Genomic DNA, 19,343 nt, shown 5'->3' with positions numbered 1-19,343 from the left:
CAAAGAGGGGAACCCCAAACCGCACTGGCTGGCTAATAATGACTAATGACTATTAAGCTGATTCCGGTTTCGGTAGTGAAGATGGATGCATTATCAGTTCGGCGGTTGATCGCTTCTCGACCATTTCCCTTGTAACTGTACAGCGTGTCACATCCTTACGGGATGGCAACTCATACATTACATCCAGCATTAGTTCTTCGACAATACCACGTAATGCTCTAGCACCAGTTTTACGGCGGTAAGCTTCTTGAGCGATCGCCCGCAAAGCTTCTTGTTTAAAGTCTAATTGGACATTATCCATCTTCAGCAGCTTTTGGTACTGCTTCACCAAGGCACTGCGTGGTTGAGTGAGAATCGCCATCAGCGCTTCTTCATCTAATGGCTCTACTACCGCTACCATTGGCACTCGCCCAATAAATTCTGGAATCATGCCAAACTTCACTAGGTCGTCCGGTTCTAGATGACGCAGAGTATCTGCTGCCCGTTTTTCCTTCGACTGACCTTCTCCAGGTTGCACAAAGCCTATTGCTTTTTTGCCAACTCTCTGATCCACAACCTTTTCTAAGCCTACGAAGGCACCACCACAGACGAACAGGATATTACTGGTATCAATCTGGATGCAGTCTTGATATGGATGCTTACGTCCTCCTTGAGGTGGTACGTTAGCGATCGTCCCCTCTAACATTTTTAGCAAAGCTTGCTGCACACCTTCGCCAGAAACATCGCGTGTAATTGAAGGGTTCTCACTCTTGCGAGCAATTTTATCAATTTCGTCGATGTAAATAATTCCCCGCTGTGCTTCTTCCACATCCAAATCTGCCACTTGCAACAGTCGAAGCAAGATATTTTCTACATCTTCTCCCACATACCCTGCTTCCGTTAGTGTCGTGGCATCGGCGACAGCAAAGGGTACATCCAGGATTTTGGCTAGGGTTTGCGCCAAGAGAGTTTTACCACAGCCAGTCGGGCCAATTAATAAAATATTCGACTTTTGCAACTCTACTGCATCATCCGCTCCTGAACCTTTGCCACTGGCTTTAGATTGAATGACCGCTAGCCGTTTGTAGTGATTATAAACCGCGACTGACAACACCTTCTTGGCTTCGTCTTGACCAATCACGTGTTCGTCTAGATACTTTTTAATCTCTCTTGGCTTGGGTATTTGATTAAACGAGAGATTAGAAGAACGGGCGCGACGTTTTTGAGGCGGTTCTGACCGTGGTGCAGGTTGCCCTGCTGCACCATTCGTGTCGAGTAACTCCTCATCTAGTATTTCATTACACAAGTCAACGCATTCATCGCAGATGTAGACTCCCGGGCCCGCGATCAATTTACGCACCTGCTCTTGAGACTTGCCACAAAACGAACATTTTAAATGGGAGTCGTACTTAGACATACCAGCCTCTTATTTCAGAATGGTGACGTTTTCCCCTGCTGTGGGAAGATTTTGTCTGGAAATAACTTGATCGATCAAACCGTAGTTCTTTGCCTCTTCTGCCGACATAAAAAAGTCGCGCTCAGTATCTGCTTCAATTCTTTCTAAAGGCTGACCAGTATGATGAGCCATTAACTGATTCAACTTAGCCTTAATATAAAGGATTTCTCTGGCTTGAATTTCTATATCTATGGCTTGCCCTTGAGCGCCACCTAGTGGTTGATGAATCATGATGCGAGAGTCGGGCAAAGACATACGCTTACCCGCAGCCCCTGCTGTTAACAAAAATGCCCCCATGCTCGCGGCTAATCCAAAACAGATGGTGACAACATCAGGACGAATTTGTTGTATTGTATCATAGATTGCCATCCCTGCGTATACCGAGCCACCAGGAGAATTAACATAAAGTTGAATGTCCTTTTCTGAGTCTTCGGCGTCGAGGAACAACAACTGAGCCACAATTGAATTGGCTACGGCGTCGTCTATTGGAGTTCCCAAAAAGATAATCCGCTCTCGCAGCAGGCGGGAGTAGATGTCGAAAGCCCTTTCTCCCATACCAGATTGTTCTACCACCATCGGCACGATGTTGCTAGGGCTGTTCAACTGGGAGTTAATTTTTTTAAGACTGAAACTGTTGATTGGGTAATTTCCCGACTGTGATACAAGCATACAAGAACATTTGACAATAGGTGGGACAGAGGTTAGAGCACTAAGCGCTTTGCTAATACCAAGAGCGTACGCTGCTTTTATGACAAATGGGATTTTTATTTGAGCTACGTGTTAACCATTATGCCTCATATAAATTCCTCTCGTGCAACCTAGTATTAAGCTAAGACGGTAACAACGCAGCTATTTGTTGAAGATTCCTTATTCTGGCTGATTCCAGTTCTGAGTCGTGTTAGCGGTAGCGGGGCGTTTAGCCCGTGCTTAGTTGCAGGGTGAAAGTAATTTTGAATTTTTTTCTCTTCCTCAGCTGTTTCATCGCACCAATCCCTTGACTTAGGACTAGTGGACTCGCTGCTGTTGGAATTTTCATTGTCCTTCTGTGGCTTCTGTTGGCGTTTCGTTACTTTCTTCTTCTATTTGAGAAGCATCTGATTCTGCTGTTTCTGCTTGCGTTTCCTCTTTAGCATTCAAAGAACCTTCAGGTACAAGTTCAACTGAAGAATGCTCTAGCAGCCAATCAATGATTTTTTCAGTTAAGAGTTCGTTTTCTACGACTGATTGCAGTCTTTCGGCGTCAATGTCTTGATCTGTATACTGCTCTAACAGTTCTGTGACTCTGGCTTGAATTTCTTCCGGTGTCACCTGGATTGATTCGCGTTTACTGACTTCCCGTAAGGACAAGGAGCGCTTTAGACGTTCAATTGCCTCGGTACGCGATCGCTCCCGTAACTGGGGAATGATATCTTGAGTAAACAGCTTCTTGACATCTAATCCTTGCTGAGAGAGCCGAATCGCTGTTTGTGTTAACATTGCATCCACTTCCTGCTCAATCAAAGTTGCTGGTAAATCAACTTCTATATGTTTGAGCAGTTCTACTAGCAGTGCTTCCTGCTTATTGGTTTTGGTTTTATCCTCGGCTTCTTTCTGATATCGTTCTTCTAAAGAAGCACGTAATTCCGCCAAAGTTTCAAAATCGCTGACTTCTTGGGCGAAATCATCATTCAATTCAGGTAGCTCTTTTTCCTTTAATTCTTTGATTGTCACCGTGAAAGTTGAAGCTTTTCCAGCTAATTCTTCATTGACATAAGGATCTGGGAACTGAGCCGAAATTTCTCTAGTTTCTCCAGGATTCATCCCTATCATGCCAGAGACAAAACCTGGAATAAACTTATCTTCCTGCAACTCTAGTTGAAAATCAGTTGCTTCACCGCCAGGAATTGGTGTGGGTTCAGCTGTTTCGTCTTCGCCCTCAGCTTTAGAGAGCATACCTTTAAAATCAACTACGGCAAGATCGCCAAATTGGGCTGGACGTCCTTCCACAGGAATCAGTGTCGCCAATTCTTCACGTTCCTTATCCAGGACGCTTTCAACTTGAGTTGGATCATACTTGACTTCCTCGGCTGTAGCTCGCAAATCAGTATACTGCACCAGATTTATTTCTGGTTCTACATCGACAGCAGCAGAAATGGTCAAGGGTTTTCCTGGTTCATAATTATTAATTAAGTCCTCAAATGAGGAACGCAATTGTGGCTGACCAATTGCCTGGATGGCTTCTTGTTTGACTGCTTGTTCAATGCCGTCTTGAATTAATTCTTCTAGCGCTGCTGCCTTGATTCGAGTGATACCTAGGCGCTGTAGCAATATCGGTCGAGGCACTTTGCCCTTGCGAAACCCAGGAATATTGGCAGTACTAGCTAAGTTTTTAATGACCTGTTCGTAAGTTTGCTTGGTAATTTCTGGCGTGATCTCTATTTCTAGACCAATTTGGCTGGCGGGAAGTTTCTCCTGGGTGACTTTCATGCTACGTCTCTAGTTTTCTGGTATTTTAAACTCTAAGTACACACAAGACGCGATTAATTGCGTCTGTGGCTTGCTATTTTTTGACTGGGATGAGAGATGCCACAAGGCATTATCTGAATCTTAGGATGGATATTTTTCTTGGGGCAGATATCCAGTTTACTGCCAATGGCAAAGGACTAAACATTTTACCGTCATAACAATATTCTTCTTTGACAGTTTTTCAACTAGAATTCAGTACTTGGAACTCAGGACTTATTATCACAGGGCTAACACCGTGATATCCTAGTTTTCAACCAGCAGTTCGTACTCCAAGATTGAGTTGTACTATTCTGTCTGACTGCGTTGTTGGATAATCGCGTTGCTCCCTACTTTACCCTATAGCTCGATGCTGGGTTTATTTTATTTGGATCAGATCATAGTACATTCATTGTCCTGGCAAGTGACTCCAAAGGCAATGTAATAGTTTTTACCTTTAACGCGTCTAAGTGCAGATATCTCTACTTTCTGCTAGATACTAGTCTGTTGTATAATATATAGGATATATAGTTTAAATTAATGAAGAAGTTGAGCAAAAATAACTGTTCTAAACTGCAACATCACTTAACTTATGATCATCTCATCGAAAAAATAAATGTATTAGTTTTATAAAAATAGATTAAATTAGAGAAAAACTAAAAATTATTCAAATTAATTTAATTAATGACTGAAATATTAAAATTCAAATATACATAAATTGTATGTAAATTGTTCAAGAATGCACATAATATCTTAAAGGAGGAAGCCAGGTTGTCTAAATCCTATCGTGTAGCTATTTTGGGAGCAACTGGTGCTGTTGGCACAGAGTTGCTGGAATTACTAGAGCACCGTAATTTTCCTATTGCTGATTTGAAGTTATTGGCATCAGAGCGAAGTGCAGGAAGAACACTACGATTTAAAGGGGAAAATTTACCAGTAGAGCCGATGAGCGATCACGCCTTTGAAAATGTAGACTTAGTACTGGCTAGTGCAGGTAGTTTTACATCCAAAACTTGGGCAGCAGTTGCTGTAGAAAAGGGCGCAGTAGTAATAGATAACTCTAGTGCCTTTCGGATGAATCCAGAAGTACCGTTAATAGTGCCAGAGGTAAATCCATTAGCTGCTGCCAATCATCAAGGCATTATTGCCAACCCTAACTGCACGACAATTTTAATGACACTAGCAGTATGGCCCTTGCATAGAGTTAGACCAGTGCAACGCATTGTAGTGTCTACTTACCAATCTGCTAGTGGCGCTGGGGCAAAAGCAATGGCAGAAGTCAAAACCCAAACAAGCGCTATATTACAAGGACAGCCTCCAGTTGCTGAGGTATTACCTTATCCATTGGCGTTTAATTTATTCCCACATAATTCCCCATTAAATGATTTGGGGTATTGTGAAGAAGAAATGAAAATGGTCAACGAAACTCGAAAAATTTTTGGCACGCAACAAATAAGAATTACCGCAACTTGTGTACGGGTTCCCGTACTCCGCGCCCATTCAGAAGCAATTAATCTCGAATTTGAAAGTCCTTTTAGTTCAGATGAAGCCAGAGAAATTTTAAATCACTCCCCTGGGGTAAAACTGGTAGAAGATTGGGGAACTAACCATTTTCCTATGCCAATTGAAGCAACTGGTCGAGATGAAGTTTTAGTGGGAAGAATTCGACAAGATATTTCTCATCCCTGCGGCTTAGAACTGTGGCTGTGTGGTGATCAAATTCGAAAAGGTGCAGCGTTAAATGCAGTACAAATTGCTGAGTTGTTAATAGAAAAAAATTTACTCAAAGTTACTAAGGTATATGTTTCAAGCTAGTCATTGAGCATTAGTCATTAGTTAAGAACAAAGAGTGTATGAATCACGCTTGAAAGCAATTACATTTTACGGATAAGTTATTACAATATAAATCCACCAAGATACAAGAACAAAGAGGGTAATTAGGAGTGAAAAGAGGGTGGGAGATTTTGGCAGGGTTTTAACCGCTATGATTACACCGTTTAAAGCAGACGGTAGTGTCAACTATGATGTAGCAGCAGAGTTGGCAGCGCATCTAGTTAGCAACGGTACAGATACATTGGTGGTGTGCGGCACAACAGGGGAATCTCCTACCCTGAGTTGGGACGAAGAATACCAGTTGTTTGTGGAGGTATTGCAGTCTGTGGCAGGAAAAGCCAAGGTCATAGCAGGGTGTGGCTCCAATTGCACTAAAGAAGCGATCGCAGCAACCCAAAAAGCGGCTAAAATAGGAGTCCATGGTTCCTTACAAGTTGTTCCTTATTACAACAAACCGCCGCAAGCAGGACTGGAAATGCACTTTCAGGCTATAGCCCAAGCCTGTCCAGACCTACCATTGTTGTTATACAACATCCCTGGTCGTACCGGACAAAACCTTCAGCCAGAAACAGTTGCTCGGTTAGCTAAGGTTAACAATATTGTCGGGATTAAAGAATCCACTGGTAACATAGATCAGGCAAGCGAAATTCGCCGCTTGACACCAAAAGAGTTCCAGATATACTCTGGTGATGATTACATGACTTTGCCTTTGTTAGCAATCGGGGCAAAGGGTGTTGTAAGTGTGGCTTCTCATCTGGTAGGAAACCAACTACAGCAGATGATCCAAGCTTTTAGTGCGGGTAAAATTGAAGTTGCCACTGACATTCATCTTCAACTCTTCCCGTTGTTTAAAGCTTTATTTCTAACTTCAAATCCCATTCCGGTTAAAAAAGCACTGAAACTTAGAGGTTGGGAGGTCGGTTCAACTCGTCCGCCGCTATGCGAAGAAGCGGATTCAGAAGTCAGTCAAAAGTTAGAGGTGGTTCTTAAAGAACTTAGTTTAATCTAGGCACCAGCTTATTGAGTGCTGGCAATTTGCTAATTGCCAAAGACAGATATAAACAATGGTCATAATTGTTAACAGGTTGTAATTAAAATATCTGTGTTAGGACTGATAGATATACTATGAATCCTTCAATGTACAGTCCATTTTATTGAACAAAAAATTGAACATCTGACAATTAAAATTTAGTTGCTTTCAGACTGACTTAATAGACAGGTTAAATTGTCTTTAAATACAAGAACGCTAACTATCAACTGATTAACAACAAACAAAAATCTAAGGAGAAAATGGCTAAAAACGAAGCTAACTCCGCCCTAAAAATCATTCCTTTGGGCGGTTTGCATGAGATTGGAAAAAATACCTGTGTTTTCGAGTACGACGACGAAATCATCTTGTTAGATGCAGGATTGGCATTTCCTACAGAGGCAATGCATGGGGTAAATATTGTTCTGCCAGATACGACATATTTACGCGAAAATCGTCACAAAATCAAAGGGATGATTGTTACCCACGGTCATGAAGACCATATTGGTGGAATTGCTTTTCACCTCAAGCAATTTGACATACCTGTGATTTATGGTCCAAGACTAGCAATGGCAATGCTAGAGGGTAAATTGGAAGAAGCAGGAGTGCGCGATCGCACGGAATTAAGAAAAGTTTTACCACGTGATGTAGTACGGATTGGCAAAAACTTTTTAGTGGAATATATCCGCAATACTCATTCCATCGCTGATAGCTTCACTGTTGCTATCCATACGCCTCTTGGTGTAGTCATCCACACCGGAGATTTTAAAATTGACCATACCCCAGTGGATGGTGAAAAATTTGACTTGCAACGGCTAGCAGAACACGGGGAAAAAGGCGTTTTGGCGCTTTTAAGTGACTCAACTAACTCCGAAGTACCAGGATTCACCCCTTCCGAACGTTCAGTTTATCCCAATCTTGACCGGGTATTTAGTCAAGCCACTGGGCGACTGTTTGTCACAACCTTTGCCTCCTCAGTGCATCGCATCAACATGATTTTAGATCTGGCGAAGAAGCAAAATCGTGTAGTGTCGGTTGTAGGGCGTTCTATGCTGAATTTGATTGCTCATGCCCGCAATCTAGGTTACATCAAGTGTGAAGATAATCTGCTGCAACCATTGCACGCAGTGCGTAACATGCCTGATGAAAGAGTGCTGATTCTGACTACAGGTTCTCAAGGTGAACCGATGTCAGCTATGACTCGCATTGCTAACAAAGAACATCCCCACATTAGAATTCGCCAAGGAGACACAGTAGTATTCTCTGCGAACCCGATTCCCGGTAATACAATCGCTGTAGTCAACACCATTGATAAATTGATGATTCAAGGGGCGAAAGTAGTCTATGGCCGGGATAAAGGAATTCACGTCTCTGGTCATGGCTGTCAGGAAGACCAAAAACTGATGATTGCCTTAACTAGACCCAAGTTTTTCGTGCCAGTTCATGGCGAACATCGGATGCTGGTAAAGCACTCGGAAACTGCTCAGAGTATGGGCATTCCCGCAGAAAACATGATAATTATCCAGAATGGCGATGTAGTGGAACTTACCGAAGATTCTCTGCGGGTTGCGGGTAAAGTGCCATCTGGTATAGAGCTTGTGGATACTACCAGTTCTGGAATGGTGAGCGCTAAGGTATTGCAAGAACGGCAACGCATGGCAGAGGAAGGTATTGTTACCATCGCCGCTGCTATTGATTGGAATGGCAAACTCATGGCTAAGCCAGAAATTCATTTGCGCGGTGTCGTCACAAGCATGGAGCGATCGCTTGTGCAAAAATGGGTACAACAGCGGATTGAAGAAATCCTCACCGTTCGCTGGTCAGAATTTGCTGCTACCGAAGGTGAAGCAGCAGATATAGACTGGGGGGGATTGCAAGGTACTTTAGAGCGGGAATTGCAACGCTCTATCCGTCGAGAATTGCAATGTCAACCATCTGTAACTTTGTTAATGCAAATCCCTGACGAGCCACCTGTGAAAGTTGCTGACGGCAGAAGACGCCGGACTCGTACTGCTGCTCAGGTAGCATCTTAGGGAATTCAAGATAAAAATCTCACCCAGAGGCGCAAAGACACAGAATCTTTCTGAACGTTTTTGCGCTTTGGCGTGAGATAGGGTCTTTTGATAACGCTTCTCAGTTGAATCCAATACAGACCTAACCCCCAGCCCCTTCGCTCGTAGGGAAGAAGAGTAAAATTCAAAGCTTCTCTACTTTTCACAGAGAGATTCAGACTGAATTGCATACAAACGATAACCGCTATGTCACTAGCTTAAGGGATATCTTCAGGCATAATTTTTATCATCATTTCTTTGGTAACGTCTGGAAATTTGACAAGTCTGTTTGCCTGCTTCTCGATTGTTTTTTCAAAAATATTTCTCACCAGCCTTCCATTGCCAAATTTATTATCTCGATTTGCGTGTAAATTAGTTAGCTTATTAAGTAATGCCTGCTTTGACTTATCAGTGAGCTTGAAATGGTTCTGTTCACAAGTTTTTTCAAACATATTCAGTAACTCATTAGGCTTGTAGTCCTCAAAGTAGAAATATTTATTAAATCTTGACTGTAATCCAGGATTAGCATCTATGAATCTAGACATTTCTTCACTGTAGCCAGCAACAATAACTACTAGCCTATCTCTGTAGTCCTCCATTCATTTTAGGAGAGTATCTATAGCTTCTTGTCCGAAATCATTACGGGAACTTTCTGGCTTTAGTGCGTAGGCTTCATCAATAAACAACACGCCGTCTAATGCTGATTCAACAAGTTCATCTACTTTAATAGCAGTTTGGCCAACATAACCTGCTACCAATCCCGATCTATCAGTTTCGACAAGATGACCTTTAGAAAGTATCCCTAGTTCTTTGTATATTTCACCTTCTGCATCCCCACCAGATTATTTAGTTGTTCAAGAACACTCTCCAATCCTTCAGAATTACAATCATTATCAAGATGGCGCTTCTTTAGCTCTTTTTTCAATTGTTCTAGTTCAGCGTCAATTTCCCGATCCCACAAACTATTATTCCCAATAGTCATACTCTATAGCCTCTACAAGCAAGTAGAAGATGTATTTATTGTGTATAAGTAAAATTTTAGTAAGATGTATTGAACTTCGGCTGAACCTAATATAAAAACCGAAAACCCACTAAGGTAGAGTTAGCAATATACACGTATATAATTCTGTTTTCCTGGCTCAGTTTATACAAATTTATCTCATAGATCTTATAGACGCAAACAATAGTAATTAGAGCGATCGCCCTCAATGAACCCAGAGGTATACTAAAACTAAAGTACACACTGTTAACGGCGCTCCAAAACGCAAATGCTCCCAAAAAGTCAGCTTGTAACCAAGCTCAGCAGCGGCTTCTACAGTGATCAGGTTAGCAACTGCACCGAATAAGGTTAGATTACCTGCCAAAGTTGAGCCGGCTGCTAGCAACAGCCAAGACTTGGTGTCATCCTGAGAAATGAGGGGTTGAAGTAAGAGTACAGCCGGAACATTAGAAATCAAGTTAGACAGCACAACGGTTATACCCAATAGACTCGCAGCTGAGTCAACCGCATGGGTAAATGGCTGTAGCAAATTCAACTTCTGTGTGGCTCTAGTCAGAATGAAGAGTCCAGAAAACATCACCAGCAAGTTCCAATCCACCTTTTTCAGGATGCGCTGGGGTTTTATCCGCCGAATGATTAGCAATAAGCTAGCAGCTACTAAAGCAGACTCCGCTAAGGGTAAGCCTACAGTAAATGATTTAAACCCAAAGCTTCAGTCAAGCTCAAGGTCAAGGGTGTAAAAATTAGTTCATGCGTAAACCGGGAATGTAACCCAATGCTAATCCCAGGTAAGTCAGCCCGAATACGCTATAAGTTGCAAATTGCAGGATAATCACTTTCGTTACCGAACCAGTAGAAGCAGTGATTTCTGGCGGCAAACCAGCCCTGAAGTTCTTAGATTTTGAAAGTCGATAGTTGGACTTCTCAAAAGCCAGCGCTCAAACTTCTCTGTGTTTGCAAGGCATTCAGCCACCAGCAAAATTATTTCCATCGCTGATATTTATACTTACAAAAAATATTTGCAGGAATTCGTTATATTAAATCTTGTAAAATTTACACCATAATCTGTCTCATGGTAGATGTCTTTACTAAAATTTAAACTGTGTCAAGATATAAACAAGATCAGCGTTAGTACACTACCACTCCGCAAAATTTGCGATTAACTTGATGTAGTAATAAATTAGGTTCTGACTTAAGTGGCTACTCAAACACTATATTGTATCGTCAGTCAGAACACGATTCTTCCGGGAAAGGTCGTTGCCACTTTGTATATATTCATCGGAAAGATGAATACCCTCAATAACACAGAGGACTAACCATGAAGGTATTTAATAATACCACAAAAAAGATTTTTTTGGCAAGCTGGGTATTGATCAGTCAAGCAGAGTCTAGTGATGCTCATGTAACCCAGTTGCACCGTTCTACTTCCAAGTTTTACTATGATATTCTCCAACCATTGAGGCAGCGAGTAGACAGCATTCAAGTTCACGATCGCCAACTAGCTCACCGTTTGTGCAAACTGATTCCATCTCAGTGCCCCTTTGAGCGCGATGTCAAATTATTCGGGAAAACCCTGTTTCACATTCCGCCAATGTGTAAGCTTAACCCCTTATATGACGAAGTAGTTGGCTTACGTTTCCGAGCAATGTGCTATCTAGCCGACGAATGTGGTGAGGATGTGTCGCAGTACTGTTAACACAAAGTCAATCAATAGTTCAATAATTAATAGTCCAGGGTTCATGGCAGTTGCTTTTGACTCTGGACTTTGAACTTTTTACCATTTTTAATTTCTAATTTCTAATTCTTCTATCCTGCCATTTTTGGATAGCATCTTGAGCATCTTCGTAAGCGGCCGTTACTTCCGGAACTAGAGCCGCAGTTTTAATTGCTGCATTGAGTTCTCCTTGAGCCGCGCGACTTTTAGCTAAATCTAAAATTTTTTCACTCCATTTATTGATCGATTTTTGAGCAGTATCAAAGCCTGGTTGACCTGATGGTACTCTCTTGGCAACTTCGATAGCACGATTGTAAGTAGATGCCTGTCCGGGATTAATCAAAGCATTCGCTGCATCTAAAAGAGTTTTATTACTCACATACTCCTTGCTCTCTATCCGCCACTGGTTAATTGCTGCTTGTGCTTTAGCATAAAGGGCTTCGTCTTTGGTGATTAATTGTGCGGTTGCAATGGCATTAGCATATCGTCTTTGTTTAGCACGACCCTCGGCTAACTCTAAAATCATCCGGCTCCAAATCTTAATATTCTCCTGAGCTTGTTGATAAAGCGGTTCACCGGGTTGAATTTTCCGGGCTGTAGCGATCGCCAAGCTAAGATCGCTAGCTTGAGTTGGCCGGAGCGACATTTTTCTTAAATCTAATACTGCTTGATTCCGGTTTTTTGACTCAGAATTAGAGGCTATTTGCGCTCTGGATCGATTTCTTGATTGACCTGGTGGAGCAACTTCAGTAATAGAGCGGTCATTTGGTGAATCCTGAAACGTAGGATCACTAGTCTCAGCATTGGGTGATGCTATCGATATTTGCTTAATTCTAAAAGTTGCTTGATTGCGAAGAAAAACAACTGCGATTAAACCCGCTACCACCATGCTGCCTCCACCCCACAATATAAACTGTTTCCACAATGCAGGGGTATTTGTCTGATTTGGCGGCAATCGTGAGACGTAGGCTGGGTAAGAGGAGTCAGTAAGGTGCGTAGATTCCTCCTGGTGAGACGACTGGAGTGAGGGGAGGAACCTTCCGTTTGTATTCACATCTAGGGAAGTTTCTGGCATTAGATTTTGATCTGGAAACTTGCCTACTGGCTCGGAAACTGACTCTATAACTACTTCTCGATCAGAATTATCGTCTTTTGCTTTCTGTTGGGAAGATGGACTCACAGTAGTTTCCACTGTTCTGACTTCTTCCCACCTATCCTGATCTGCGGAAGTTTTAGGCGGATTGTCATCAAGTGGGGGAGCTGCACGAGCAATAGCGAAGGATTCTTCTGGATAAATAATCGGATCTGTTTCCAAGTCACTTTCTACTGCCAATTGCGGCAAGATTACTTGCTGTCTTGATGGGATGATAACAGCAGGGTTTTGGATGGGACGCCAGTGATGTTGACATAATTGAGGCGTGATCAAGCTCAGGTAGCTTTCTAAATCAGTTAAGCTGCTGCCATTGCCAGAACGCAAAGCTTCTAACAACGCCGCTGTAAAGAATCCATGACCTAGTTCGCTATTTTCGTGGGAGAATTGCTCTGGCTGGCAAGAAAGAATTGTGGCAATTTGTAGTTCTTGGGCTAGCTCTATGATTTCTTCCCCCACAGGGGCATCCGCTTGAGTACCAAAGGCGCGGTTGATATCGAGTAGTAGCAATACATTCAAGTCAGCAAGTTGCAGACTTTGCATTAGCGATCGCACTTCTATGCCAGTCTCTAGAACCAGTTCGGGGTTTCCTTCTACTGGTATCAAGTAATCTTTACCGTTGTAGTTGACCCCATAACCGCTAAAGAATAACCACAGATAATCTTGTGGGTGAAAACTTGTTGCTGCTAAATCTTCAAGCAAAAGCAGAATATTTTCTTTAGTCGGATAGGTTGATCTATTTGCTCTCGGTGGCGAAGTATCTGTCATCAGCAGACAGTGTTCCCTGACAAAACCTGCCTCTGTTACTAATAAATCCCCTAGTGCCTCAGCATCTGCTTGGGCATAACTTAAAGGTTGAAATAACTGATATTGATTGATGCCAATAGCGATCGCCCAGTAATTTGCCATCCCGCTGTTTGTCAGTTATTGTTTGCTGGTCTTAAAATTGCGGTTAACTTTGTTGTTTTAGGAAAGCTAACCTATTTCTTTTAGTCTAGGTAATTCACATCGAACCTTCAGATATAATGTAGCTTTTATTACGACAACACGTCGGAAAATACTTTTACTCAATTTCCATTACAGATCATCAATAAGGAGCTACAAAGTTATGAGCAAAAGTCATGCTCACCTACCATCATCGATCATCCCCTTCTCAGTTATTAGCCAAATTGCCACAAGAATCCGGACAGTTCCTTTAGTAGTTTTGCTCATATTTACGGTTCCTATATGGCTTTTGAGTGAAGCGATCGCGCCCGAGGTTGTGCGAGCTTACACCGCTAGAGTTGACCTAGCTATTGACCGTCTGCCAGAAGAAAACTATGAAACCATTCTGCGAAGGGCGGAAGCGGCTGCTAGGGCAGCTGCTCAACGGAGCTTCGACCAAGATATCTTGGTTACAGATGTTTCAATAATCGTATCCGTACAAAGTTATGGAGCGATCGCACCAGTTCTGACATTAGAAGTCAGCCGCTCCCAATGGCGCACGCGCCCGGATGCTCAACGCTGGGCAGCTTACTTCAAAACTGCGCGATCGCTACTGTTATTTGAAAAACAAACAACCTCTAATCCAGTTCCAGCCGCTACTACTAGCCCCGCAGCTTTACCCCAACCCATCAAGCCTACAACAACAGAAAAACCCACTGATTAAGATACCGATGAAAACACCTCCAAATGGGGCGCTAGATAGACGCTAATCAAAAAGAGAACACACCATATTCCAAATCCTAGGTTCTGGACTGCCTGTTTAATTCTTCATACTTTCTTTGGTCAGTTGATCGCTTAGAATAAAAAGGTTGTCAAGAATTCCGATCTCCGCTAATATGGCTGTCCCTAAGAAGAAAACGTCCAAGTCTAAACGAGATAAACGCCGAGCTACCTGGAGGCACAAAGCTGTTGTTGAAGCTCAGAAAGCTCTCTCCCTAGGCAAGTCGATTTTGACTGGACGTTCTACATTTGTCTATCCAACAACTGAAGAAGAGGAAGAGGAATCATAAAACCTCACGAAAGTTTGGAATTACCCTGCCTTTCATAAAATCCCAGCGGTTTTAGCCTCTGGGAATGTTAAATAACAAGTAAAATATCTGGTTCTTCTAGCTTTTAGCCAATCAGCAAAAAAGCTTGTAAATGTCTTGAGAAAACTTATTTTTCTACGACTATGCTAGGAAAATTTTTTCAAAAACCAGAAAAGGAACAAGGCGAACGCGTCCCTCCAGGTCAACACCTGGCCAAGGGTTTCCCCGTATTAACTTATGGTGCAACCCCCCAAGTCAGCACCGAGGAATGGGAGTTTCGCATTTGGGGTTTAGCAAAACCTGTGACTTTCACTTGGTCAGACTTCATCGCACTACCTCAGTACGAATTCACGGCAGATTTTCACTGTGTAACGCGCTGGTCTAAATTGGATGTCAAATGGACTGGCGTTAAAGTGACAGACTTTATGGATCTGATTGAAGTAGATCCCAAATCAGTGCATATTATGGAACACTGCTATGGCGGCTACACCACCAACATCTCAATAGAAGACTTTTTGCGCGAAGAAAACTTCTTTGCCTTTAAAGTGTTTGGTGAGCCATTACCAGCTGAACATGGCGGCCCAATGCGGCTAGTTGTTCCCCATCTCTACGCTTGGAAAAGTGCTAAGTGGATCAATGGTTTGGAGTTTTTAGGTCGCGAAGAACTTGGCTTTTGGGAGCGTAATGGCTACCATCGCCGTGGCGAACCCTGGACAGAGGAGCGTTACAGTAGCGCTTTTGGGTTTTAATAGTTAGGAGTTAAGAATTAAGAATTTTTAACTCCTGACTCATGACTCTTGATTTTTAATTTTTAACCCAGAAATTTCTTTATTAAGGGTAATTTACCCTTATAGGGAGCATACCGCCATTTTAGATCCAGCCAGAAGGAGTTTTGTAATACACTTTTGTCATGGGAAAAAATGTCGAAACTAGCTTTACCGTGATAGCTGCCAATACCGCTATCTCCCACACCACCAAACGGTAGAGATGAGGCCCCAAACTGCATAAGTGTGTCGTTAATACAGACTCCACCAGATGAAGTTTCCTGCAAAACGCGCTTTTGCAGGTTTTTATTTTGAGAAAATAAGTATAAAGCTAAGGGCTTTGGTCGAGAATTAATCAAAGCGATCGCTTCGGCAATATTAGTATATTCAATTATGGGTAGCAGAGGCCCAAAAATTTCTTCCTGCATTATTGGATCTACTAAAGAGACATTATCAATCAATGTGGGGGCAATATACAGCTCTGAAGGTTTAGTCTCTGCGCCAATAATAATTGCACCATCTTTAAGAAAGCTAACTAATCTGTCGAAGTGTTTTTGATTGATAATCCTGGCATAATCAGGACTATTATCCGGCTGCTCGCCATAAAATTCTTTTAGGCATTCCTGTAATCCATCTACTAAATCTTTTTTGATTTTCTTGTCAACTAAAAGATAATCAGGTGCAATACAAGTTTGTCCAGCATTCAGAAACTTTCCCCAAGTAATTCGTCTAATAGTATGTTCAAGATTAATATCAGTATCTACAATACAAGGACTTTTACCGCCCAATTCCAAAGTGACTGGTGTAAGATGTTTTGCCGCTGCTGCCATGATGATTTTACCCACAGCTGTGCCACCAGTAAAAAAGATATGATCAAACTTTTCTGCCAGTAGTTCTTGACTGGTTTCCACGCCTCCTTCTAGCACTGCAATATAAGCTGGATCGAAATATTTGGCAATAATCTCAGCAAGGACATGGGAAGTATGCGGGGCAAGTTCTGAAGGTTTGATAATTGTACAATTTCCTGCGGCGATCGCACCAACTAACGGTGAGATAATTAAATTGAATGGATAATTCCAAGGGCCGATAATTAAAACAACTCCCAGCGGTTCTGCATAAATTTGGGCAAAGTAGGAAAAAAATTCCCAGGAAACTGCTGCTTTTTTAGGTTTAATCCAAGTTTTAAGATGTTTTATAGCATAATCCACTTCCTTGATTATGCTAAATTCTGTCATGTAAATCTCAAATTCTGGCTTATGTAAATCGGCTTGTAATGCCTGAATTATTGATTGTTTGTGCTCAATAACTGCTTGCTTGAGAGTTTTGAGTTGTTCAATACGAAAATCAACATCTTTAGTTTTGCTAGTTTGAAAAAACTTACGCTGATTAAGAACAATTTCAGCAATGTTTGATAATTCAGTATTAATCATTTTTGGCTCTTGCGAAAGAAAGATTTAATACAAATGTCGCTATATTAATATATCCAATTCATAATCTTTCATTTATAATGATGCTTATTTTTTAATAATCTTATATATAACTTTTTAAAATCTGTAAATTTTATTTATAATCAAGTTATTACTTGAAACTAAAATATTAATAATTTATATTTTTTTATTCCAATTATTTTATGATTTCATGGGTAAAAGTACAATAAATTTACTACCTTCACCCAACTCTGAATTGAGCCGGATTAAGCCTTGATGTGCCTCGACAATTCTGCGAGAAAGGTACAGTCCCAAGCCACTACCAGAACTCTTGTGGCTACCCTGGCGAAATCGTTCAAATAAAGTGGCTTGTTCTTCAGAGGAAATACCTGGGCCGGTATCCGCTATTTCTATGCTCATGTAATCAACAGAATTGGATTTCCGAGAAAACTGAAATTGATCGGTTTCGGCTAATTTGCGTAGAGATGTCAGACGAATGGTAACAGAACCAGAATCTGTGAATTTGATAGCATTGCCTACAAGGTTGGTGAATAGACGATGCAGTTCTAAGCGATCGCCCATTACTGTATTCGTGCTTAAATCCTGAATGAAATCTAGATTTATAGATAGTGTTTTAGCTTCAGCCAAGGGCGCCAATTCTCCAGTCACCTCTTCTAACAAACTTATCAAATTAACTGGTTGAAGCGCCAGGGTTTTACGACCTGCTTCAAAGCGATAAACTTCCAATAAAGTATTGACCATAGAAAGTAGGTTAGTATTGCTGCGAGCCATGATGGCAATTACTTCCTGCATTTGTGGTGATAAACCTCCCAAAGCACCCTGCTGAAAAAGCATTAACATGCGATCAGCAGCCACTAAAGGAGTGCGTAAATCGTGGGTAAGGCGTGAAACGAAGTCTTCTCGCTGGCGAGCAATTTCATCACGTTCATCCATACTATGTTTCAAACGCAAAAGCGATCGCACCCTAGCCAGCAGTTCATCTACAGTTACAGGTTTGCGGATGAAATCATCAGCACCTAAGTCTAATCCACGGGCGACATTGGGCGCATCATGGGCGGTGATCAGCAGTATCGGGATATATTGCGGTAACTTCATATCTCCACGAATGTGCGTAGTAACCTCGTAACCGTCCATTCCTGGCATCATTAAATCTAGTAACACCAAGTCACAAGGAGATGCTTTCAGTTCTGCTAATGCTGAAATTCCATTTTCTGCGGTGCTAATTGTGTAGCCTTCTTCTTCCAAAATAGTTTTAATCAAAAATACGTTATCGGGAGAGTCATCGACAACCAGAATTTTGTCAGAGCGAGAAGATTGTGAACTCATAAAACTGCAAGGTATAAGGTAAAAGGAAATTTAGGTAATTTTAACCTCTTATTCAAGAGCGATCGCCTATCAATAATCTGCTACCTGTCTATGCTCATTCCCTAATGGGGAGAGAATCTAAAACTTGTTGAAATTCTGTTGTGGAAGGAATTGCGATCGCATCCTCAACCTCAAGCAGGCGATCGCTCCCATTACATAATTTGCACAGACTGAGTGTTAATTTCTGTTAAATTAGCCAATCTGACATCATTCGTAAACAATATTGCATTTAGATATTTTGCAGTTGCCACAATTATTGCGTCAGGAAGCCTGAGTCTATATTGTTTGCGAAATGCGATTGTTAAATTCTTAATATTACTATCAATACTAACAACTGTAATTTTATTTAAAAAATCAATAATTTGTGTTTCTTCTTTTAGACTGAGACTCGGATAAGAAAGCAATTCAATCTCAGTAATCACTGAAATAAAATATTGTCCTGATGGTAGTGGGTTTACCAAACGACCACCCAAGAAGTACAATACTACATTTGTATCTAAAAAAATCAAAGGTTGTGTCAACACCACTCATCCCTAATTTGCTGTTGATATTCCAAAGGGTCTTGAGTTAGTTGAATTACACCCACATATTGGTTTAAATTAAACTCTTGTTTTTGTTGTGATTGATGAGCTTCTAATATCTTCTCAATTTGCTGCCAGTCTTGATAATCAATCAAGACTGCTACCGGACGCATGGCTTCATCAGTGACAATTTTTTTCTTAAAAGGTAGCATTATTTTTCACATCAGATGCAACGTTCAACTTATTTGATCGTAACTCCAAAATAAAAATTTACAGGAAGCGATATCATAACAATTAAACAGTCCTAATCATTCAGGTAATGTGCCAGAGGAAACATTACGTGCGATTTTAAAGCAAGCTGGTATTCAGTCAGATGATTTTATCAACAAATCTTGAAAATCAAGAGCGCCAAGATCGAAAAGTAGGAAAGTGCTAGCCATCATCGTTAGAGAACTTGGACTATAAGTAAGTCGAGAACTTTTATTTTAATATTGCGATCGCTCTCTCATATCTTTCCGTTTCAATAAAAAACAGATGCTCCC

The 19,343-nt window shown here is 41.5% G+C and carries 19 protein-coding genes and 1 pseudogene; 7 read left to right on the top strand and 13 right to left on the bottom strand.

Annotated features, from left to right (window positions below; translation table 11 throughout):
* Positions 1 to 52 precede the first annotated feature (52 nt).
* The 3 genes from clpX to tig all read right to left on the bottom strand — a co-directional run bounded on the left by clpX (position 53) and on the right by tig (position 3,901).
* Positions 53 to 1,396 carry an ATP-dependent protease ATP-binding subunit ClpX gene (clpX, locus tag IQ246_RS05510; protein WP_194000884.1) on the bottom strand — a complete coding sequence of 448 codons (1,344 nt, stop codon included), beginning with the start codon at positions 1,394 to 1,396 and terminating at the stop codon, positions 53 to 55.
* Between the two features lie 9 nt (positions 1,397 to 1,405).
* Positions 1,406 to 2,104, bottom strand: coding sequence for an ATP-dependent Clp endopeptidase proteolytic subunit ClpP (gene clpP / locus IQ246_RS05505; RefSeq protein WP_194000882.1), 699 nt, complete (start codon positions 2,102 to 2,104; stop codon positions 1,406 to 1,408).
* A gap of 363 nt (positions 2,105 to 2,467) precedes the next feature.
* On the bottom strand, positions 2,468 to 3,901 hold the full coding sequence (gene tig, locus IQ246_RS05500) for a trigger factor (RefSeq protein WP_194000880.1): 1,434 nt from the start codon (positions 3,899 to 3,901) through the stop codon (positions 2,468 to 2,470).
* A gap of 786 nt (positions 3,902 to 4,687) precedes the next feature.
* Between tig and IQ246_RS05495 the strand changes: the two genes are divergently transcribed.
* From IQ246_RS05495 to IQ246_RS05485, 3 genes are all read left to right on the top strand, one after another.
* Complete coding sequence (locus IQ246_RS05495) at positions 4,688 to 5,731, top strand: aspartate-semialdehyde dehydrogenase (protein WP_194000878.1); 1,044 nt, start codon at positions 4,688 to 4,690, stop codon at positions 5,729 to 5,731.
* Between the two features lie 139 nt (positions 5,732 to 5,870).
* Positions 5,871 to 6,758, top strand: coding sequence for a 4-hydroxy-tetrahydrodipicolinate synthase (dapA, locus tag IQ246_RS05490; protein ID WP_194000876.1), 888 nt, complete (start codon positions 5,871 to 5,873; stop codon positions 6,756 to 6,758).
* A 281-nt stretch (positions 6,759 to 7,039) separates the two neighbouring features.
* Entirely contained in the window at positions 7,040 to 8,809 is a 1,770-nt protein-coding gene (locus IQ246_RS05485; RefSeq protein WP_194000874.1) for a ribonuclease J, read from the top strand.
* A gap of 236 nt (positions 8,810 to 9,045) precedes the next feature.
* On the opposite strand, the gene IQ246_RS30165 is transcribed toward IQ246_RS05485, so the two are convergent.
* The 5 genes and pseudogenes from IQ246_RS30165 to IQ246_RS30790 all read right to left on the bottom strand — a co-directional run bounded on the left by IQ246_RS30165 (position 9,046) and on the right by IQ246_RS30790 (position 10,705).
* Entirely contained in the window at positions 9,046 to 9,426 is a 381-nt protein-coding gene (locus IQ246_RS30165) for a hypothetical protein (protein WP_244141932.1), read from the bottom strand.
* Positions 9,427 to 9,585, bottom strand: a complete 159-nt coding sequence (locus tag IQ246_RS30160; protein ID WP_244141931.1) for an AAA family ATPase — start codon at positions 9,583 to 9,585, stop codon at positions 9,427 to 9,429.
* A 44-nt stretch (positions 9,586 to 9,629) separates the two neighbouring features.
* On the bottom strand, positions 9,630 to 9,809 hold the full coding sequence (locus IQ246_RS30155) for a hypothetical protein (RefSeq protein ID WP_194000872.1): 180 nt from the start codon (positions 9,807 to 9,809) through the stop codon (positions 9,630 to 9,632).
* A gap of 223 nt (positions 9,810 to 10,032) precedes the next feature.
* A pseudogene (locus IQ246_RS05470) lies at positions 10,033 to 10,524 on the bottom strand (SLC13 family permease); the annotation flags it as partial.
* A gap of 46 nt (positions 10,525 to 10,570) precedes the next feature.
* The gene (locus IQ246_RS30790; RefSeq protein ID WP_255515467.1) at positions 10,571 to 10,705 is read right to left on the bottom strand and encodes a hypothetical protein; all 135 of its coding nucleotides are present in this window, start codon (positions 10,703 to 10,705) and stop codon (positions 10,571 to 10,573) included.
* Between the two features lie 440 nt (positions 10,706 to 11,145).
* On the opposite strand from IQ246_RS30790, the gene IQ246_RS05465 reads away from it, so the two are divergent.
* Complete coding sequence (locus IQ246_RS05465) at positions 11,146 to 11,523, top strand: Mo-dependent nitrogenase C-terminal domain-containing protein (protein ID WP_194000870.1); 378 nt, start codon at positions 11,146 to 11,148, stop codon at positions 11,521 to 11,523.
* Positions 11,524 to 11,617: 94 nt separating this feature from the next.
* On the opposite strand, the gene IQ246_RS05460 is transcribed toward IQ246_RS05465, so the two are convergent.
* Positions 11,618 to 13,600 (bottom strand): caspase family protein, encoded by a 1,983-nt coding sequence (locus tag IQ246_RS05460; protein WP_194000868.1) that lies wholly within the window; start codon positions 13,598 to 13,600, stop codon positions 11,618 to 11,620.
* Between the two features lie 199 nt (positions 13,601 to 13,799).
* Between IQ246_RS05460 and IQ246_RS05455 the strand changes: the two genes are divergently transcribed.
* The 3 genes from IQ246_RS05455 (at position 13,800) to IQ246_RS05445 (ending at position 15,452) form a co-directional block, all read left to right on the top strand.
* Positions 13,800 to 14,339: a hypothetical protein gene (locus IQ246_RS05455; RefSeq protein WP_194000866.1), complete on the top strand. Its 540-nt coding sequence runs from the start codon at positions 13,800 to 13,802 to the stop codon at positions 14,337 to 14,339.
* A gap of 172 nt (positions 14,340 to 14,511) precedes the next feature.
* Positions 14,512 to 14,685, top strand: a complete 174-nt coding sequence (gene rpmF / locus IQ246_RS05450; RefSeq protein ID WP_194000864.1) for a 50S ribosomal protein L32 — start codon at positions 14,512 to 14,514, stop codon at positions 14,683 to 14,685.
* Between the two features lie 161 nt (positions 14,686 to 14,846).
* The gene (locus IQ246_RS05445) at positions 14,847 to 15,452 is read left to right on the top strand and encodes a sulfite oxidase-like oxidoreductase (RefSeq protein WP_194000862.1); all 606 of its coding nucleotides are present in this window, start codon (positions 14,847 to 14,849) and stop codon (positions 15,450 to 15,452) included.
* A gap of 62 nt (positions 15,453 to 15,514) precedes the next feature.
* Here IQ246_RS05445 and IQ246_RS05440 read toward each other — a convergent pair whose 3' ends face one another.
* The 4 genes from IQ246_RS05440 to IQ246_RS05425 all read right to left on the bottom strand — a co-directional run bounded on the left by IQ246_RS05440 (position 15,515) and on the right by IQ246_RS05425 (position 19,013).
* The gene (locus IQ246_RS05440; RefSeq protein WP_194000860.1) at positions 15,515 to 16,897 is read right to left on the bottom strand and encodes an aldehyde dehydrogenase; all 1,383 of its coding nucleotides are present in this window, start codon (positions 16,895 to 16,897) and stop codon (positions 15,515 to 15,517) included.
* Between the two features lie 198 nt (positions 16,898 to 17,095).
* A complete protein-coding gene (locus IQ246_RS05435) occupies positions 17,096 to 18,241 on the bottom strand; it encodes a hybrid sensor histidine kinase/response regulator (RefSeq protein WP_194000858.1) in 1,146 nt (381 codons plus the stop codon).
* 191 nt (positions 18,242 to 18,432) lie between these two features.
* Positions 18,433 to 18,804, bottom strand: coding sequence for a type II toxin-antitoxin system VapC family toxin (locus IQ246_RS05430; protein ID WP_339379156.1), 372 nt, complete (start codon positions 18,802 to 18,804; stop codon positions 18,433 to 18,435).
* Entirely contained in the window at positions 18,798 to 19,013 is a 216-nt protein-coding gene (locus tag IQ246_RS05425; protein WP_094341380.1) for a hypothetical protein, read from the bottom strand. Before IQ246_RS05425 ends, IQ246_RS05430 begins: the two co-directional genes overlap by 7 nt.
* Between the last annotated feature and the right edge of the window lie 330 nt (positions 19,014 to 19,343).

Origin of the sequence: aff. Roholtiella sp. LEGE 12411 (assembly GCF_015206995.1) — a bacterium.
Lineage (GTDB): Bacteria > Cyanobacteriota > Cyanobacteriia > Cyanobacteriales > Nostocaceae > Komarekiella.
Note: the sequence above shows the minus strand (reverse complement) of the source record. Positions and strands in the feature narration are given on the sequence as shown.

What these genes read in the sequence shown, in the direction of transcription:
- clpX (WP_194000884.1), bottom strand. Translation starts at nt 1,396, where the DNA reads ATGTCTAAGTACGACTCCCATTTAAAATGTTCGTTTTGTGGCAAGTCT.
- clpP (WP_194000882.1), bottom strand. Translation starts at nt 2,104, where the DNA reads ATGCTTGTATCACAGTCGGGAAATTACCCAATCAACAGTTTCAGTCTT.
- tig (WP_194000880.1), bottom strand. Translation starts at nt 3,901, where the DNA reads ATGAAAGTCACCCAGGAGAAACTTCCCGCCAGCCAAATTGGTCTAGAA.
- IQ246_RS05485 (WP_194000874.1), top strand. Translation starts at nt 7,040, where the DNA reads ATGGCTAAAAACGAAGCTAACTCCGCCCTAAAAATCATTCCTTTGGGC.
- IQ246_RS30165 (WP_244141932.1), bottom strand. Translation starts at nt 9,426, where the DNA reads ATGGAGGACTACAGAGATAGGCTAGTAGTTATTGTTGCTGGCTACAGT.
- IQ246_RS30155 (WP_194000872.1), bottom strand. Translation starts at nt 9,809, where the DNA reads ATGACTATTGGGAATAATAGTTTGTGGGATCGGGAAATTGACGCTGAA.
- IQ246_RS05465 (WP_194000870.1), top strand. Translation starts at nt 11,146, where the DNA reads ATGAAGGTATTTAATAATACCACAAAAAAGATTTTTTTGGCAAGCTGG.
- IQ246_RS05460 (WP_194000868.1), bottom strand. Translation starts at nt 13,600, where the DNA reads ATGGCAAATTACTGGGCGATCGCTATTGGCATCAATCAATATCAGTTA.
- IQ246_RS05455 (WP_194000866.1), top strand. Translation starts at nt 13,800, where the DNA reads ATGAGCAAAAGTCATGCTCACCTACCATCATCGATCATCCCCTTCTCA.
- rpmF (WP_194000864.1), top strand. Translation starts at nt 14,512, where the DNA reads ATGGCTGTCCCTAAGAAGAAAACGTCCAAGTCTAAACGAGATAAACGC.
- IQ246_RS05445 (WP_194000862.1), top strand. Translation starts at nt 14,847, where the DNA reads ATGCTAGGAAAATTTTTTCAAAAACCAGAAAAGGAACAAGGCGAACGC.
- IQ246_RS05440 (WP_194000860.1), bottom strand. Translation starts at nt 16,897, where the DNA reads ATGATTAATACTGAATTATCAAACATTGCTGAAATTGTTCTTAATCAG.
- IQ246_RS05435 (WP_194000858.1), bottom strand. Translation starts at nt 18,241, where the DNA reads ATGAGTTCACAATCTTCTCGCTCTGACAAAATTCTGGTTGTCGATGAC.
- IQ246_RS05425 (WP_094341380.1), bottom strand. Translation starts at nt 19,013, where the DNA reads ATGCTACCTTTTAAGAAAAAAATTGTCACTGATGAAGCCATGCGTCCG.